At 54.1% G+C, this 17604-nt stretch carries 15 protein-coding genes; 11 read left to right on the top strand and 4 right to left on the bottom strand.

Going from position 1 to position 17604, the window contains the following annotated elements:
• The first annotated feature begins 123 nt into the window (after positions 1-123).
• The 7 genes from K1V27_RS09390 to serA all read left to right on the top strand — a co-directional run bounded on the left by K1V27_RS09390 (position 124) and on the right by serA (position 7962).
• Positions 124-1125 (top strand): HD domain-containing phosphohydrolase, encoded by a 1002-nt coding sequence (locus K1V27_RS09390; protein ID WP_258929673.1) that lies wholly within the window; start codon positions 124-126, stop codon positions 1123-1125.
• Positions 1126-1540: 415 nt separating this feature from the next.
• The gene (locus tag K1V27_RS09395; RefSeq protein WP_353740557.1) at positions 1541-2674 is read left to right on the top strand and encodes an ABC transporter substrate-binding protein; all 1134 of its coding nucleotides are present in this window, start codon (positions 1541-1543) and stop codon (positions 2672-2674) included.
• Between the two features lie 229 nt (positions 2675-2903).
• Positions 2904-3830, top strand: a complete 927-nt coding sequence (locus K1V27_RS09400; protein ID WP_353740558.1) for a branched-chain amino acid ABC transporter permease — start codon at positions 2904-2906, stop codon at positions 3828-3830.
• 16 nt (positions 3831-3846) lie between these two features.
• Positions 3847-4872: a branched-chain amino acid ABC transporter permease gene (locus tag K1V27_RS09405; RefSeq protein WP_258929682.1), complete on the top strand. Its 1026-nt coding sequence runs from the start codon at positions 3847-3849 to the stop codon at positions 4870-4872.
• Positions 4873-4874: 2 nt separating this feature from the next.
• Positions 4875-5651: an ABC transporter ATP-binding protein gene (locus K1V27_RS09410; protein WP_258929683.1), complete on the top strand. Its 777-nt coding sequence runs from the start codon at positions 4875-4877 to the stop codon at positions 5649-5651.
• Entirely contained in the window at positions 5644-6363 is a 720-nt protein-coding gene (locus tag K1V27_RS09415; RefSeq protein WP_258929685.1) for an ABC transporter ATP-binding protein, read from the top strand. The genes K1V27_RS09410 and K1V27_RS09415 overlap by 8 nt, the downstream gene beginning before the upstream one ends.
• Positions 6364-6381: 18 nt before the next feature.
• Entirely contained in the window at positions 6382-7962 is a 1581-nt protein-coding gene (gene serA / locus K1V27_RS09420) for a phosphoglycerate dehydrogenase (RefSeq protein ID WP_258929687.1), read from the top strand.
• A gap of 322 nt (positions 7963-8284) precedes the next feature.
• On the opposite strand, the gene K1V27_RS09425 is transcribed toward serA, so the two are convergent.
• The 4 genes from K1V27_RS09425 to gltX form a co-directional block, all read right to left on the bottom strand.
• Positions 8285-9364 (bottom strand): branched-chain amino acid aminotransferase, encoded by a 1080-nt coding sequence (locus tag K1V27_RS09425; protein ID WP_258929689.1) that lies wholly within the window; start codon positions 9362-9364, stop codon positions 8285-8287.
• A gap of 53 nt (positions 9365-9417) precedes the next feature.
• Positions 9418-10146, bottom strand: a complete 729-nt coding sequence (locus tag K1V27_RS09430; RefSeq protein WP_258929691.1) for an amino acid ABC transporter ATP-binding protein — start codon at positions 10144-10146, stop codon at positions 9418-9420.
• 190 nt (positions 10147-10336) lie between these two features.
• Complete coding sequence (locus K1V27_RS09435; RefSeq protein ID WP_258929703.1) at positions 10337-12556, bottom strand: cache domain-containing protein; 2220 nt, start codon at positions 12554-12556, stop codon at positions 10337-10339.
• Between the two features lie 285 nt (positions 12557-12841).
• Positions 12842-14245: a glutamate--tRNA ligase gene (gene gltX, locus K1V27_RS09440; protein WP_258929704.1), complete on the bottom strand. Its 1404-nt coding sequence runs from the start codon at positions 14243-14245 to the stop codon at positions 12842-12844.
• A gap of 261 nt (positions 14246-14506) precedes the next feature.
• On the opposite strand from gltX, the gene K1V27_RS09445 reads away from it, so the two are divergent.
• The 4 genes from K1V27_RS09445 to K1V27_RS09460 all read left to right on the top strand — a co-directional run bounded on the left by K1V27_RS09445 (position 14507) and on the right by K1V27_RS09460 (position 17600).
• On the top strand, positions 14507-15004 hold the full coding sequence (locus K1V27_RS09445; protein WP_258929706.1) for a hypothetical protein: 498 nt from the start codon (positions 14507-14509) through the stop codon (positions 15002-15004).
• Between the two features lie 177 nt (positions 15005-15181).
• Positions 15182-15724 carry a YceD family protein gene (locus K1V27_RS09450; RefSeq protein ID WP_258929707.1) on the top strand — a complete coding sequence of 181 codons (543 nt, stop codon included), beginning with the start codon at positions 15182-15184 and terminating at the stop codon, positions 15722-15724.
• A gap of 47 nt (positions 15725-15771) precedes the next feature.
• A complete protein-coding gene (rpmF, locus tag K1V27_RS09455; protein WP_258929709.1) occupies positions 15772-15954 on the top strand; it encodes a 50S ribosomal protein L32 in 183 nt (60 codons plus the stop codon).
• 476 nt (positions 15955-16430) lie between these two features.
• Positions 16431-17600, top strand: coding sequence for an acyl-CoA dehydrogenase family protein (locus K1V27_RS09460; protein ID WP_258929713.1), 1170 nt, complete (start codon positions 16431-16433; stop codon positions 17598-17600).
• Positions 17601-17604: the final 4 nt, after the last annotated feature.

Here is a 17604-nt window from a genome sequence, read left to right on the forward strand (position 1 = left end):
GGTTTCATCGGCGATTGCGGCGAGATAAGATGGAACTCGCATTTGCAGAAAATTCCAATTGGTCGTATGTATGGAGGGGGAAAATGTGCGCACGCATACTGTTGCTTGAAAGGCGGAGTCCAAATGAGCTTGAAGAAGGTTTTGGTCGTAGACGATGAGGAACTCTATCGGCAGATGTTCGAGAAGTTTCTGACTGCCTTGGGATATTGTTGTCAAGTGGCTTCGAATGCTCCGAATGCTCTGCAGATGATGGCGGCGGAACGCTATGACCTGGTGATTTCAGACATTCGCATGCCGGGTAAAGACGGGGTGCAAATGATGAAGGAAGCCAGGCAGGCTTACCCCCACCTGATTTTTATCATCATGACCGGTTACGCCGTAGAATATTCCTATGTGGATATTGTGAGTGCCGGGGCAGCGGACTTCATCAGCAACCCGTTCGAAATGGGAGAGCTGAAGGCCAAGCTGGAGCGGATCGAAGGGGAAAGAAGAGTATTGAACCAGCTCGAACAAACCAATGAAGAGCTCAGACAGGCGTATGAAAAATTGGGCAGAACCCTGCAGCAGACGGTCAACGCTTTGGGTTCGGCGGTGGAGATGCGAGACCGCTATACCGCCGGCCATCAAACCCGGGTCGCGCAGTTGGCTTGTGCCATAGCGCGGGAATTGGGCCTGGATGCGCATCGGCTCGAAGGAATCCAGTTGGCGGGTCTGATACACGACATCGGCAAGGTTGCTGTCCCCGCGGAAATACTATCCAAGCCATCCAAGCTGTCAGAGCTTGAAATGAGCCTCATGAAAGAGCATCCCGGGGTTGGCTACCAAATCCTCAAGGGCGTCGAATTCCCCTGGCCCATAGCAGAAATTGTGCTTCAGCATCATGAGAGGCTGGACGGCTCCGGATATCCCCAGGGCCTGAAGGGTGACCAGATCATTCACGAGGCCAAGATTTTGGCAGTGGCCGATGTGGTGGAAGCCATGGCCTCGCATCGCCCCTACCGACCTTCCTTGGGAATCGATCGAGCGTTGCAGGAAGTTCGCGATCATCGTGATCTGCGCTACGACGGCACTATTGTGGATGCCTGTGTGCGAGCGGTGCAGAATAAGTGCATGGCGTTTGAGTAACTCCCGAGATTGTCTCTAAGGGCATCAAATCATTGAATCAAGATTGACACTGATGCTGTTTTGTGCTGTAAAACCTTTCGTCCATCCCAATAGAATTTTTGTCGGTAACCTGCTCATATGATTTGCTCCTGCAGGATTGATGGGAGCGTGATGGGTTTGCGCGGAGGAGTGATTTTCTGCGCGCATGGAGAGAGGCTGGGAGCTTGGCCGCAAACTCCCTCTCCTTTGAGAGAGAGGATCGGCGTGAGGGTGCAGGTGTTGGAAATCTCACCTGCTCATCCGACCTCTCCCCCTGCGGGGGAGAAGAATTTGTCATTTTCGGACAGGCTGCCAGGGCTGTGCAGTGAATGGAAGAGCTACAGACAAGGAGGCATGGATCATGGGAAGAAAGGCAATGAGCTTGGCATTGGCGGTCATGGCGGCGGTGTTTTTCTCGTCCTTTTCCTGGAGCGCGGAGACTCTGAAAGTTGGCTTTGATATTCCTCTAACCGGCGATATCCCGCAGGTGGGAGAAAGCTCCAAGTATGCGGCGGAAATGCTCAAGGAGCAGATCAACGGCGCCGGCGGGGTTAAAGTCGGGGATAAGACTTATCAACTGGAATTCATTTACGAAGACAATGAGTCCAAAGCGGAATCGGCAACAGCCGCCGCCTTGAAGCTCATCACTCAGGACCAGGTGCTGGCCGTCATCGGGCCGCAGGCAAGCAAACAGGCTGTGCCGGCCGGAGAAATCTGCAACAGTTTCAAAACCCCCATGATCACCCCCTGGTCGACCAACCCTCAGACCACCCTGGATCGTCCCTATGTGTTTAGAGCGTGTTTCCTCGATCCCTTCCAGGGTCCGGTCGCAGCAAATTTTGCAACCAAGGAATTCGGGGCCAAAAAAGCAGCGGTGCTTTACGACATTGCCAGTGACTATCCCAAAGGGCTGGCCGAGTATTTCAAGGCCGCTTTCGAAAAGATCCATGGAGCGGGCTCCGTGGTGGCTTTTGAAACGTTCACCACGAAGGACCGGGATTTCAGTGCCCAGCTTACCAACATTGTAAAATCGGATGCCGATGTGCTTTTTCTTCCCCAATACTACGACGAAGTCCCGCTGGTGGTTAAACAGGCCCGGGAGTTGGGATGGAAAAAGCCAATCATGGGCAGCGACAGCTGGGGCTCAGCGGAGCTCATGAAGCTGTGCGGAGAAGCCTGCCACGGGTACTTTTTCAGCACCCATTATGCTGCCGCCGGCGCCCAGGGGGCAACCAAGGAATTTATCGACCAATACCAGAGCAAATACGGATACGTGCCGGATGACGTGGCGGCTCTCACGTGGGATGCCACCCGCCTGTTGCTGCAGGCGGTGCAAAACACCAACGGCCTGACCGGCGATCTGGAAAAAGACCGCGATGCGGTGAAGGACCAGCTTGGACAGATTAAAGATTTTGAAGGCATTACCGGCAAAATGACATTCACACCCGAGGGTGATCCCATTAAGTGCGCGGTAATCGTAAAGATCAGCGACAAGGGTGAATTTGAATTCTTCGAGTCGGTTTGCCCTTAGCCCGTTGAACGGCTGAGGGACCGGCTGTAGAAGAGTGACCATGGGGCCGGTGCACCATCTGTTCGCGGTAGCCGGCGGACCTGCCCTGGCTTGCCCTGGAAAGTGGGCGACGGGGGTCTTCCGGGTCCGCCGCCCACACGGCAGGTGAGTGTCGGCCGCCTGCACCAGGGCGGGAAGCAGATTCCCGCCTTTGTGTGTGTGGTGTTGTTGGAGGGAGGTCCCTTTGAATATTGATACCTTGGTGCAGAATCTCCTGAATGCTCTCCAATGGGGCAGCTTTTATGCCCTGATCGCCCTGGGCTACACTCTGGTCTACGGAGTGCTGCTCCTTATCAATTTTGCCCACGGCGACATTTTCATGGTAGGGGCGTACATCGGCTTTTTTCTGGCGACCTTTCTGCTGGGGCAGTACGCATTGGCCCTGCCGTTTTCCCTGCCTCCCCATGTCATTTTCCTGGTGACCCTCCTGCTCACCATGATCCTGACCGCTTTTGCGGGTGTCACCCTGGAAAGGGTGGCGTACCGACCTTTACGCCGCAAGGGTGTCAATCGACTGTATGTGGTCATCACCGCCCTCATGTGCGGTCTCATCCTGGAAAACGGCAACCTGGCGCTGCTGGGAGCGAATCGCCGCAATTTTCCGCAACTTTTGGACAACACGGTCTATTCCCTTGGTGGAGTCACCTTCAGCGATGTGAAGCTGCTGGTCATTTTTGCCACCATTGCCGTTTTCCTGCTGCTCGAAACGATTGTCAGAAAAACCAAGTTGGGCATGGCCATGCGCGCCATTTCCTATGATCGCATGGCCGTTCCCCTCATGGGCATACCGGTGGATACGGTGATTGTCTTCACCTTCGCCCTCGGTTCCTCCATGGCGGCCCTTGCGGGGGTTCTGTTTGCGACGGCATACCCCGTCCTGGAGCCGTATATGGGCGCCCTGGTTGGATGGAAAGCCTTCATTGCTGCGGTGATCGGCGGCATCGGTGAAATTCGCGGAGCTTTTGCAGGCGGGTTTTTGCTTGGGTTCGTGGAAATTTTTGTGGCGGCATTTTTCCCGTCAACTTTACGCGATCTCATAGCCTTCAGCATTCTGCTGGTTTTTTTGAGCATCAAACCGACCGGGATTTTTGGCGTTGCCCGGGCCACCAAGATTTAAGGTTCAGGACTAAGAGATGCGCAAATATTCTTCGCACCTGCTCTACGGGTCGTTCTGCCTGCTGATCTTGATCGCCGTTCAGGAAAATTTTTTAAATGCTTACCTGCAGCTGATCATTATGTTCATGGGAGTGAACATCATTCTGTCCACCTCGCTGAACCTGGTGAACGGCTACATGGGCGAATTTTCCGTGGGCCATGCCGGTTTCATGGCAGTGGGGGCCTATGTTACTTCGGTTTTGAATGTTTGGCTGTTTACCTCGGATCGCGTGTTCGGACCGGCGGTGCTGCCTGCCGGCAGCGTGATCTACCTGTTCCCGGTGACGCTCCTGATGGGTGGCATCGTGGCGGCTCTGGTAGGCTTACTGGTGGCTATCCCATCGTTCAAGACACGAGGTGATTACCTGGCCATCATCACTCTGGCAGTCAATTACATCGTCAAGAGCGCCATTGAAAATATCCAGGTGATTGGCGGCGCACGGGGATTCATGGGGATGCGCAACATTGTCAGCTCGATGCACGAGGTGGTCAATGTGCCGTGGGTCATGATCTGGATCTTTGCGGGAACGGGTTTTTCCGTCTGGCTCATCCATCGATTTGTGACTTCCACCTATGGAAAAGGCATTGTGGCGGTTCGAGACGACGAGATTGCGGCCAATATCATGGGGGTGAACACGCGTCGCATGAAAATGGTGGCCTTCATGCTCTCCTCAGGACTGGCGGGGATTGCGGGAGGACTCTTTGCCCACATTTTGGGCTACATCAATCCCGGCAGTTTCACCATCATGAAGTCGACCGAGGTCATGGTGATGGTCTATCTGGGTGGCATGGGTTCTTTGAGCGGGTCGGTTTTGAGTGCCGTCGGTTTCACCATCATTCTTGAACTGTTTCGACCGTTGCAGGTAATCAAGTGGGTGGCGATCCCGCTGCTCTTGATCCTGCTCATGTTGTTCCGTCCCGAGGGTTTACTGGGCCATCGCGAGCTCACCGATGTATTCCCGCGCCTGCGCCGTATCTTTGTTCCCCAAGGAAAACGAGCATAGCCATGGCGATTCTGGAAGTAAGAAATCTCACGCATTTTTTTGGCGGATTGAGAGCCGTTTTCAAGTTCGATCTGGCTCTGCAGGAAGGGGAGGTGCTCGGCCTGATCGGGCCCAACGGCGCCGGCAAGACGACGGTTTTCAATTTGGTGAGCGGATTCTACCATCCGACGGAAGGCGACATTTGTTTTCGCGGCAATGAGATTGTGCGGCTTCGTCCGCATGAAGTCACCGCCCTTGGAATGGCCCGAACCTTTCAAAACATTCGTTTGTGGAATACCCTCACGGTGTTTGAAAATCTTTGTATTTCGCAGCATTCAAAGCTTGGCTACGGAATCCTGGGGACCATCTTTCGGAGCAGGGGGTTCCGCACGAGCGAGCGATGCATCCGCAAGACGGCGGAAGAAATACTGGATATTTTGAGCTTGCGGCATTATGCCAATGAGTATCCAAAGAATTTGCCCTATGGGCTGCAACGGCGCATTGAAATCGGGCGGGCGCTGGCCATGCGCCCCCATCTGCTCATGCTGGACGAACCCGCTGCAGGCATGAATCCTGGGGAAGTAGACCAATTGATTGAACTCATCACATGGATCAGAGATAAGTTCCAGCTGACCATCTGGCTCATTGAACATCACATGCGCGTTGTGATGAATATTTGTGAACGAATCGTGGTCCTGGATTTCGGTGAAACCATTGCTCAGGGAACTCCCGAGGAGATCCGGCAAGATCCGAGAGTGATTCAGGCCTATCTTGGAGATGCGGATTCGATCGATGCTTGAAGTTGCTAACCTGCATGTTCGCTATGGCAATATTGAAGCCTTGCACGGAGTATCCTTTCAGGTCAAAGAAGGGGAAGTGGTGGCCCTGCTCGGCGCAAACGGGGCGGGAAAATCCACCACGCTGTTGAGCATCATGCGACTGGTTCCACCCGAGGGACCGGTGGTCACCCAGGGAGCGATCCGCTTCAATGGGAAAGACCTGCTGCCGGTTCCCGCTCACGCCGTCGTCGCCCAATGCGGGATCGGGCTGGTGCCCGAAGGGCGGCATATTTTCGGCAACCTGAGCGTGCTGGAAAACCTCAAGCTGGCGACATATGCGCGCAAGGATGCCGACCAAATTGAACGCGACTACGCGAGAGTCTTCTCGCTGTTTCCGCGCCTGGCGGATCGAAAACATCAGCGGGGAGATACTCTGAGTGGCGGAGAGCAGCAGATGCTGGCCATGGGCAGGGCCTTCATGAGCGGCGTGCGCTTTATCCTGCTGGATGAGCCTTCCATGGGACTCGCCCCTCTTCTCATGCAGGAGCTGTTCCGGGTCCTGAAAGAGCTCAATGAGGCCGGCACCACTATCCTGCTGGTCGAACAAAATGCCCATCTGGCGCTGAAGTATGCCCACCGGGCCTATGTTATGGAGACGGGACGGATTGTCCTGGAGGGCAACGCGCAGGAGTTGGCCGAAGACGCTGACATGAAAAGGGCCTACCTGGGTTGACAACAGAGGTTGAACGCTATGAAAATCTTGGTTTGTGACGGATTGCATGATGCTGGGGTTGCTCTCTTTCAAGCGGTGGAAGGTTTTGCCGTAGACATGCCGGATCAGCTTTCCGCAGAAGAAATCAAGGCCATTCTTCCTGATTACGATGCCATGATCGTGCGCAGTCGCACCAGGGTCAGCGACGATCTACTGGCAAATTCCCGCAATCTCAAGGTGATCGGACGCGCCGGAACCGGGGTGGACAACATCGATGTTCAAACGGCCAGCACTCGCGGCATCCTCGTGATGAATACCCCGGGAGCCAATGCCATGGCCGCCGCGGAGCACACCATCGCGCTCATGCTGGGACTGGCCAGACACATCCCGCAGGCTACCCAATCCTTGCGCGAGGGGCGCTGGGAAAAAAAACGCTTCATGGGCACCGAGCTTTACCAGCAGACGCTGGGGGTGATCGGTCTGGGGAAAATTGGCGCAATCGTCGCTGATCGGGCCATCGGTATGAAGATGGACGTGCTTGGCTACGATCCCTACATCAGTCCTGAGGCAGCAGCTATTTTGGGCGTCGAGTGGGTGCCCCTGGAGGAACTGCTGGCCCGCTCTGATTTCATTACGGTGCACACGCCGCTGACTCCGGAAACACGCCATGTCCTCAATCGGGAGAACCTTGCCAGGACCAAGCCGGGAGTGAGAATCATCAATTGTGCGCGAGGCGGTTTGATTGATGAAACGGCGTTGCACGAATATTTGCTCAAGGGGCATGTGGCTGGAGCGGCACTCGATGTATTCGAAAAGGAACCCCCTCAGGGAAGCCCCTTGCTCGAACTGGAAAATGTCATCTTTACTCCGCATCTCGGAGCTTCCAGCTATCAGGCCCAGGCCAATGTTGCGCGTGCCATCGCTTCGCAAATGGTTGACTATCTGCAGTACGGGATCATTCGCAATGCCGTCAACTTTCCGTCCATGCGCCGCCGGGACTACGAAAAAATACGGCCGTTTCTGATTCTCGCCGAAAAACTGGGAAGACTGCAGGGACAACTCTGTTCCCCCATCAATCGCCTGGAGATCGAATACAATGGTCCGGCGTTCGAAGACGTCCCGCTGGAACCCCTGACCCAGACGACCATCAAGGGAATGCTTGATCCCATTCTGGCGGAGAAGGTCAATTTGGTGAACGCCCACTTGCTTCTCAAAGAGCGGCAAATCGAGCTGATTACCGCGACGACGTCGGAAAAGAGGGGGTATACCGGTCTGATCACCGTGAGAGTGAGGGGGCAGACGGGCGAATTATCGGCTGCCGGAACCGTCTTTCCCGGTGACGAAATGCGCCTGGTCTGGCTCAACGATTACCGGCTTGAATCCGAGTTGGAAGGCATCAATCTGCTGGTCAACAACTGGGACAAACCCGGCACCATCGGATTGATAGGGACGACTCTGGGCAGCTACAATGTCAACATAGCCAATATGCATCTGGCTCGAACGCCGGAAAAAGATAAAGCAATCGCCATCATCCGACTGGACAATGAGGCCCCTCAGGAGGCTTTGAACATCCTGCAGAACCACCCCAACATTATATTCGTCCAGCAGGTCTGGTTGTAGTCCGGTATTCAGGCTGGGGCGGAATGGGCCGGGTTTTGGGGTCTGCCTTGCAGGAAGCCGCAAAAAAAAGTTGACCCCGCTTGACTGGAGGGGGATTGTCAGGCGGGGTCAGGAGGGGTTAGGAGAAGGCGACTTAACGTCAACCTTAAATTTACAGTAACCACCTCAAATGCAAAATTCAAGACCCGCTGGAAACTATTTTTTGTTCCTTGCAGGGGCTTGATTTTGATCCATGAACCAAGGCCTCCAAGATAATGTTTCTGGCGTTGGATTCTGTGCCTCAACCCGGCCTGCCTGGAAACCAAAATTATTTTTTTGAACACTAACCTATGCTTACCGGGCGCACCCAAGCGAATGGATCATCCTTTTCGCCATACTGAATGGCGACAATTTCATCGTAAAACTTTTGGGACCATTCACCAACGGAGCCATCCTGAATGCGGAACAGCTCGTTTTTGTAGCTCAGTTCGCCTACTGGTGAAATGACCGCAGCGGTTCCGGTGCCAAAAATTTCCTTCATGTTTCCGGATCGGATCGAGTCGATCACCTCGGTGATGGAAATGAGTCTTTCGGTGACCTTGAGTCCCCAGTGGCGAGCAAGTTCGATCACCGAATCGCGGGTGACTCCCGGGAGAATTGAGCCTGTCAGGGGAGGCGTTACCAGTTCGTCATCCAATCGGAAAAAGATGTTCATGGTTCCGACTTCTTCCACGTACTGTTTCTCAATGCCGTCGAGCCATAAAACCTGCGTGAATCCATTTTTTTTGGCCGTTTCCGCCGCGTACAGACTGGCGGCATAGTTGGCCATGGTCTTAGCCTCGCCGACGCCGCCTCGCACCGCGCGCACAAATTCGTCCGAAACAAATATTTTGATGGGATTGAATCCCTCGGCATAATAGGCAGCAACCGGTCCGGTAATAATGAAGTAAAGATATTGATGGGCGGGTCTTACTCCCAAAGCGGGTTCCGTTGCGATCATTGTCGGCCGGATGTAGAGTGAGGATCCGACGCTGTGAGGAATCCAATCCACATCAAGCCTCAGAAGGGTTTCAAAAATCTTTGCCTGAGCGTCCAGGTCGACTTCCGGCATGCACATTCGGCGGGCGGAGCGATTGAATCTCTGCCAGTTCTTCTCCGGTCTGAAAAGCAGAATTCTGCCGTCACGGCAACGGTAGGCTTTCAAGCCTTCAAAAATACCCTGTCCGTAGTGCAGCACCATGGCCGCCGGATCGAAATGGAGATCCTGATAAGGCCTGATGCGGGCATTGTTCCAGCCTTTCGGGACCTGATAGTCCATCAGGAACATATGATCGCTGAACGTCTTGCCGAAAACCAGCTTACTCTCATCCTTTGGTTTCAGTCGCCTCTGTGCCGGTTCTGCAGTCCGAATGTCGATTTCCATCTGCTGCCCTCTCTATTAGAAATTGTGCGTTGCTCCAGCGGTGAATTAGTGCGCTAGTGAGACAATATCTTACTCAAGAACGACTTGGTACGATCGTGTTGCGGATTGGTAAAAAAGTCCACCGGCGGTGCACTTTCAACCAATCGACCTGCGTCCATAAACACCACCCGGTGGGCTACCTCTCGGGCAAAGCCCATTTCATGGGTGACGACCACCATGGTCATGCCTTCGGTAGCGAGCTTGCGCATGACGTCCAGCACTTCGTTGATCATTTCCGGATCCAGGGCGGAGGTGGGTTCGTCGAACAGCATAATCTTGGGACGCATGGCCAAACCGCGCGCAATGGCGACGCGCTGTTGCTGTCCCCCGGAAAGTTGAGCCGGGTAGCTGGAGGCCTTTTCCCGGATGCCGACCTTTTCCAGCAGCTCCATGGACAGCGCCTGGGCTTGCCTCCTTTTCATCTTGCGTACCTTGACAGGAGCAAGGGTAACATTTTCCAGCACCGTCATATGCGGGTAGAGGTTGAACTGCTGGAACACGAAACCGATCTCCGCCCTGAGGCGCGTGATATCGGTGCGCGGATCCTTCAGGGACATGTTGTCGACTATGATTTCCCCCTCCTGGATCGGTTCCAATCGGTTTATGCAGCGAATCATGGTGCTCTTGCCCGAGCCGCTTGGACCGCAAATGACGACCACTTCCCCCGTTTCGACGGAGAAGTTGATGTCGTTGAGCACGTGAAGCTGCTTAAACCACTTGTGAACGTTCTTGAAGGTAATCATTTAACAAGCCCGAATGCGCGTCGCCGCCAGGGACACTCGCCACAGCCCTTCCCTTCTATTCCTCACTTCCGCCACTTGTCAACTACGAGTTTGCGGCGCAACGCAAAAAATCCCGTGACATGAGTCATAGGGGTTTTCCGTGCTGCGGCGGACTTGCGGCTTGCGGCCACTCAATTGTGTAGCGCCGTCCTCAGTGGGGAAGAGTGATGTTCAAAGCAAGCTGGTTGCCGTCGGTTTTGCGCAGATTAATGAGGCCCCTGTGCTTGTGGATGATCATCTTGGCCAGCGGCAGGTCCAACGTCTTGGAAGGGTCCAGGCGGCTGGTGAAGGGGTAAAAAAAATGTTCAATGTCATCCTCTGAAATCTGCACTGCCGTTACCTTCATTTCCAAATGAACGGCATGTTCACCCGGGTAGGTCCGCACTTCCATGCGCCCGCCGGGCTGGCAATAGTCCAGCAGAGCTTTTGTCAAGCTTTCCAACACCTTGGTGAAAAGAATGGTATCGAGGGCAACGGCCGGCAGGTGTGGAGACAGGTTCAACTGGAGCTTTACAGCATATTCCCGGCAAATCTTTTCCTGGTCGGCGAGGATGCGCTTTAGTAAGTCATTTAGCGAGGATCTGTCCAAAACAACCTCAAAGGGCTTGAGGTAAGCTAAGGTTTTTTCCAGGATCTTCTCCAGTCGTGCAACCTCCTGGACAATGATCTGCACTTTCTCTCGATTGGGATCCGTTTCCGGCAGCGTCTGCAGCAGCCTTCGAGCAAAACCGCCGGCGGCCACCAGCGGATTTCTAATTTCATGGGCCAGGCGCGCGGAGACCTCGCTCAAAGTGCGCAGTTCTTCCGTCTGAATGATTTGCTGCTGCAAGCGATGTCGATCGGTAATGTTCACCAGAAATCCATCGACCGTTTCGACGTTTCCTTGTTCGTCCAGTATGGGCAGGGCATGGCCTTGCACGAAAATGAGCTTGCCATTGGCGTGGCGGATTCGGTATTCCGCCTTAAATTCGATGCCATCCTTCAGGCAACGGTCCATCAGGGGCCAGATACGATTGCGATCCTCCTCCCAGACTTTTTGCTTCCAGAAATCCTCTTGCTGCAACACGTCGCGCACCGTCATGCCGGCCAGGTCCTGGATGAAATGGTTGATGAATATCAACTTGCCGTCCCCCAGCAAGCGATAAACCACCAGCGGCACATTCTCCACCAGGGTCCGATATTTCTCCTCTGATTCCCGCAGAGCACGCGTCCGCAGGTGAACCATATGTTCGAGATTGTCGGTGTAGTTTTGAATTTTGGTGCGCGAGACATTTAACGCGGTGAGCATATCATCCAGAGCTGCGGCCAGATCCCTCAGTTCCCCGGAGGGGTTGATGTCGAGCGGCTTCACCTGCCTGCCGAGAGCAATCTGTCGGGCAAAAGCCACCATTTTGGCAATGGGTTTGGTGAAGTAGCTGCTGATTACATAGATGCCTCCAACCGAGAGCAGCATCCCAATGATGCCGATTCCCAGCATCAATTGACGATAATGATCAATGGAATTCAAGGTTGCCGCACGGCTCACACACAGCTCCACCAAGGCGACCGTGTTGTTCTTGTAATCCTGAACGGCACCCACCATGACCGCATAAGGTTTGTCGGCGACTTTACGCAGGAGCAGCTGCGGATTTCGCGTGCGGAACACATCCCTGTAGGCCGGATCGTTTCGCTCGATGGGATGCGGGAAGGTGGTGTCGAGACTGGAAAAAGAATTGCCCTGGTCTGCGGGGAGCAAAAAAGATGCCTCGATGCCGAACTGCTCCTTGAGCTGTTCGAGGAATACGGATCCAAAACTGAATCCGATCTCAGTGGTCCCCACCAGGCGGTTTTGATAGAAGACCGGCGCCACACCCCGTATGCCGAACCCGGTCAAGCCCTTCTCAAGACCGTAGGTTTCCTGCGAGATGGCCACAGCATCCTCAATGGTTTTGCGATAATCGAGGTTGTCGCCGAACTCGTAAAGGCGGTGCAGACGCAGGAACATTGTTGGCGACAGGTCATGAAAATTGAACTGGCTGATGCCGTAGTTCTTTTTCATGAAAACGTAGGCGGGGTAACAGAGCTTGATCAAGCGTAACCGATCTCGATGGGCCAGGGCTGCAGCAACTTCGGGATTGCGGGCGAAGTTGGAGGCGAGGCTGACCGCCCAGCGTCCTTCCAGCGCGAGATTGTGCTCGAAGGCCCGGTAATAGCCAAAAAGACGCTCCCGTTCCTGCTGTCGGATGAGTTCGTTTTGGCTGAGGATAGCCAGGCCCACAAGGGAAAAAGTGCCGATGAAAGCGAGAAACAAAAAGGGAATGCTCAGCCGATAACGAAGGGGCAGGTTGCGCAGAAATCCTTTGGAGCGATTGCTGGCTGTTCTATTCTCCATCGATTACAGTCTCAAGGCGGCGGCCAATTTTCCATGATGCTTCAGATGTTCAGATGGGAGCCAAACCCAAATCGTGCCGGATCATAACACGTTTTTGGGGATTTTTGCCAAATTATTGTGAAAAAGGCCGGGGTGATCGAGTTACTCGAGGCGCATGACGAAACCCGACAGAATGTGAGAGGACACATGGGATCGCTCTCGCCGCCACACCGCCATAGATTGGCGATGGCGGCCCCGGGCACTGCACAGGCAGCTGTTTTGCGGCACGAACCGCCGACGAAAATTTCAGCGGCTCTCGATGTATGCCAAAGCGAGCTTCATGCGCTGCAGGACAGTGTCCTTGCCGAGCACGTCGATGACCTCAAAAAGCCCGGGACTGGCGGTCATTCCCGTCAAGGCGACACGCACCGGCTGAGCTATCTTACCCAGCTTCATCCCCATCTCATCGACCACAATCCGCCTGAAAACCTGCTCGAGGCCGGCCTCGTCAAAAACTTCCAGTGTTCCCATGGCCCCGGTTAATTTGGCGAAAGCTTCTTTGACCTCGGGCGTCAAGAATTTCTTGGCCGCGGCTGGATCATATTCGATAGATTCGGCCAGGTAAAATTTCATGGATTGCGCCAGCTCCACAAGGGTATGCACACGGGGCTGCAATGTTTTCACCGCTTTTGCCAGATATTTTTCGGGCTTTTCAGGGTAATTGAAGGATTTCAGGTAGGGTTTCAACAGCACGGTCAGTTCTTCCGGGGCCTTTTCCCGCAAGTAGTGCGCGTTCAGCCACAGCAGCTTGTCTGGGTCAAAAATGCCGGGTGCTTTGCCGACATTGTCCAGGCTGAATTTCTCGATGAGCTCTGCGCGACTGAAAATTTCCTGATCTCCGTGCGACCACCCCAGGCGAACCAGGTAATTGACCAAAGCTTCCGGCAGGTATCCCATTTCTTTGTAGGCCATGACCGATGTGGCGCCATGGCGCTTGGACATGCGCGTGCGATCCTGGCCCAAAATCATGGGGACATGCCCGAAAAACGGCAGCTTCACTCCAAGGGCCTGATAAATAAGAATTTGCCTGGGTGTGTTGTTGACATGGTCGTCACCGCGTATGACATGCGTGACGTTCATGGTGATGTCGTCAACAACGACGGCGAAGTTGTAGGTCGGCATGCCGTCGCTTCTCTGCAGCACCAGATCGTCCAGTTCGGAGTTGTCAAAAAAAATCGGCCCCTTGATCAGGTCGTTGAGAACCGTTGTTCCCGAATCGGGCGTGCGGAAACGAACCACACGATCTGGTCCGGGTCCCAGCCCCAGATTTCTGCACAAGCCGTCGTATTTTGGCTTGAGCCCGGCTGCCGAAGCTTGCTGCCTGCGCTTTTCCAGCTCTTCGGGTTGACACCGGCAGTAATAGGCCGATCCGTTTTCTATGAGCTTCTGCAAATATTCTCGGTACAGATCAAGTCGCTGGGTCTGATAGAAGGGTCCCTGGTCCCAATCAAGGGAAAGCCAATCCATGGCATCCAGGATCGCCTTGATGGACTCGTCGGTGGAGCGGATTTGGTCCGTATCTTCAATTCTCAGGATGAACTGCCCCTTGTGGTGGCGGGCAAACAGCCAGTTGAAAAGTGCCGTGCGTGCGCCACCTATATGAAGGTAACCCGTCGGGCTTGGGGGAAAGCGAGTAATCACCGGCTCCATCGGTATTGTGCTCCTTGTAGATGATCTGTGCAATTTTGCTGAAAAAATGCGAGTAACGGATAACACACTGTCCGGTTAAACTCAAGAACGAGAAAATCCCTGAAGCCAAACACATTTGTCAATGCCGCCGTGGACAAAATGCTTACACCCTGCACAGGGAGCTTGCCCTGATCACTGCCTTCTGGCAGTATGACGCAAATCAGCAACGTACCCATGAGAGGGTGGCCGATTGGTTGATCTTGGTGGAAAGGTGAGTAGAATATGAAAAAATTAGTCCATGTTCTTGCCTTATTCGTTGTAATAGTTTCCTTTTGCAGCTGCGGTTCAGCCCCGGATGAGAATGAAACCATTTACCGCCAGCTGCCGAATGTCAAAATGAGAGTCGTCGATGTTTCCAACAGCACCGAGGAATTATTCGATGTGGATGTTATCGGCATGCTGTGGAGCGCCCTCGATCAGTCGTTGAAGAGGCGGGACATGCTGTGGCCGGGAGAAGCGGCGTACGCTCCCTACACCATCAGAGCTACGATTCTCAAATATCAGAAGGGCAGTGCATGGTATCGCTGGGCTTTGCCCATGTGGGGCAAGACCTATTTGACCGTGAGGTGCGACGTAATAAAGGATGGCAATGTCTTTACCAGTGCTGAGGCGGAAAAAGAGATCACCTTTGGCGATGGTACGTTCACACGCGGTGCCTGGCGCAAGATTTTTGGAGAGGTTGCCGAGGATCTCATCACGCAAATCGCTGCCAAGATGTGACGATTGAACGGCTGGTGGCATGCTCTGCCATTGCAGGGAGGAGGGTTCGGGGCTGCTGTTGCCAAGCCATGCGGACACGTTGATTTTGACCGCCGTTGACCTTGTGGTTAAAATCTCTTGACAGTTTAAAGGGAATTTCTATACTCACCCATTTACACATTCCGACAAGGGGTGACAATGCGGGTGCGCGTTGACGAGATACCGGAATCAGGTCGGTTTCTGCATTTTCACTGGGGCCAGAACCGATTGAAACAATACATGCAGCCGGACGATCCGTTTGCAATGGAGTTGGTGCGGCCGGTGAACGTGGACCTGGAAATCCACAAGCGGCCGGATCACATCCGCATTATCGGGTCCATCGAGTCGATTCTTCGGCTCACATGCCACAGGTGCCTGGATGATTTCCAGTGGCTGTTGCGGGAACAGGTGGATGTTTTTTTGGTGGAAGACAAGAACTTGCCCCAGGACGAAGAAAAAGAACTGGAAGTTGATGAGCTCGAATATGAGTTCTTTGACGGAGAAATTATAGAATTGGATCAATTGGTAGCCGAACAGATTTTTCTTGCCCTGCCCTACAAGGTTCTTTGTTCAGAAAGCTGCAAAGGGCTCTGTCAGAACTGTGGGGCCAATCTCAATCAAGCAGCTTGCAGTTGCCGGCGAAGTACAAAAACATCCCCTTTTGCCGGGCTCGAGCAAATGAAAGAGCAATTGGTTCGGTGATGGTGGTTTTGTCCTCTGCAGTTAACCATTAAGGAGAATTCTAAAAAATGGCTGTACCAAAGCGTAAGACTTCCAAAGCTCGAAGAGATAAAAGGCGTGCTCATAACAACCTCACCCCGCCGTCCTTGTCCCGTTGCCCACAGTGCTCAGAACCTCGCTTGCCCCATAGGGTTTGTCCGACGTGTGGCTATTATCGCGATCGTGTTGTCCTGGACTTTGAGGAGGAATAGCATCTGTCCAACAGCGATCAGCGACAGATGGTGTTGGGAAATGCGGTAGACACTGTGGATTGCAGCCATCCTCTCTGAATATCGTATGGGACTCCCCCCGGTAAACAAACAAGTCCTACCGCTTTAAGTCCTGGAAATTCACAAAAGCAGATAAGGATGGCAATGCAGGCTCACACCTTTTGCACGTATCGCCATGAATCGGCATGGTGCCGCATGCTCTTGTATTTCCATCCGTGAGTTGCAGGCCCGTGCGAGCACCAGCACAACGCAGCAAGAGTCCCCGATGGGCATTAGGCTGAATTGCTCCCCGGGCTCTATCCGGTGATCGCCGGCATGCCCTCGACCAGGGCACTGATTGCAGAGGGCAAGGTGTTGAGGACCGGTTACGGCTCTATATGTTCCCCGCCAAGGCAAGCAATGGCAGCCAGGACAGTCAGAAAATGCACGGTTTTTTCCCGATTGGGTAAGGAGGATAGATGAACTACTTTTTGACAGAAGAACAACAGATGATCCAGGAGCTGGCTGCCCAGATTGCCCGGGAAAAAATCAAACCGGTGCGCGCGCAATTGGACGAGCAGGAAGAGTTCCCCTGGGAGATCATGCAGGTTTTGGCCCAAGCGGACTTGTTCGGACTCTATATCCCCGAGGAATACGGGGGTATGGGAGGGGGTATCTTAGAGAATTGCCTGGCCATCGAGCAACTGGCACAGGCCTGCATCGGTGTCGCGACCAGTTTCGCCGCCAGTGGTCTGGGGGCGTACCCGATATTGCTTTACGGCAGTGAAGAGCAGAAGCAGCGCTACCTTCCCGAAGTAGCCGCAGGCAAGCGCCTGGCCGCTTTCGGCCTGACCGAATCAAGCGCCGGCAGCGACGTCTCCGGCATCAAGACCACGGCCGTGCGCGACGGGGACCACTACCTGCTGAACGGAAACAAGCAGTGGATTACCAATGGGGGCGAGGCCGAGATCTACTCGGTGCTGGCCTTGACCGACCGCAGCAAAGGGCCGCGCGGCGCAAGTTTTTTCATTGTGGAAAAAGGGGATCCGGGCTTTTCTTTTGGCAGGAAGGAGAAAAAGCTGGGGATCCGGGCTTCCGCCACCAGGGAACTTATTTTTCAGGACTGCCGTATTCCCAAAGACCGGTTGATAGGCCGCGAAGGGATTGGCTTCATCAATGCCATGAAGACTTTTGACAAGTCGCGTCCGGGCATCGCCGCCTTGGGAGTGGGACTTTCCCAGGGTGCGCTGGACCTTGCGGTGGAATACGCGCGGCAACGCGAACAGTTCGGCAAGCCCATCATTACATTTCAGGCCATCCAGCACAAGCTGGCCAATATGGCGATCAAGACCGAAGCTTCCAGAGCGCTGCTCTACGCCGCTGCCCGCCACATGGACACGGAGCCGCCCGATGCCAGCAAACTGGCGGCGATGGTGAAGGTGTTTTCCGGGGATGTCGCCATGGAAGTCGCTACGGACGCCGTTCAAATACTGGGGGGTTACGGCTACATGCAGGATTATCCGGTGGAGAAGATGATGCGGGATGCCAAAATTCTGCAAATTTACGAAGGCACGAACGAAATCCAGAGAAACATTATCGGACAGGAGCTCAACAAAGAATACAGTCGAATCAAAGAGACTTTCTTCTAGCAAG

The sequence above is a fragment of the Desulfoferrobacter suflitae genome (assembly GCF_022603395.1).
Lineage (GTDB): Bacteria > Desulfobacterota > Syntrophobacteria > Syntrophobacterales > Syntrophobacteraceae > Desulfoferrobacter > Desulfoferrobacter suflitae.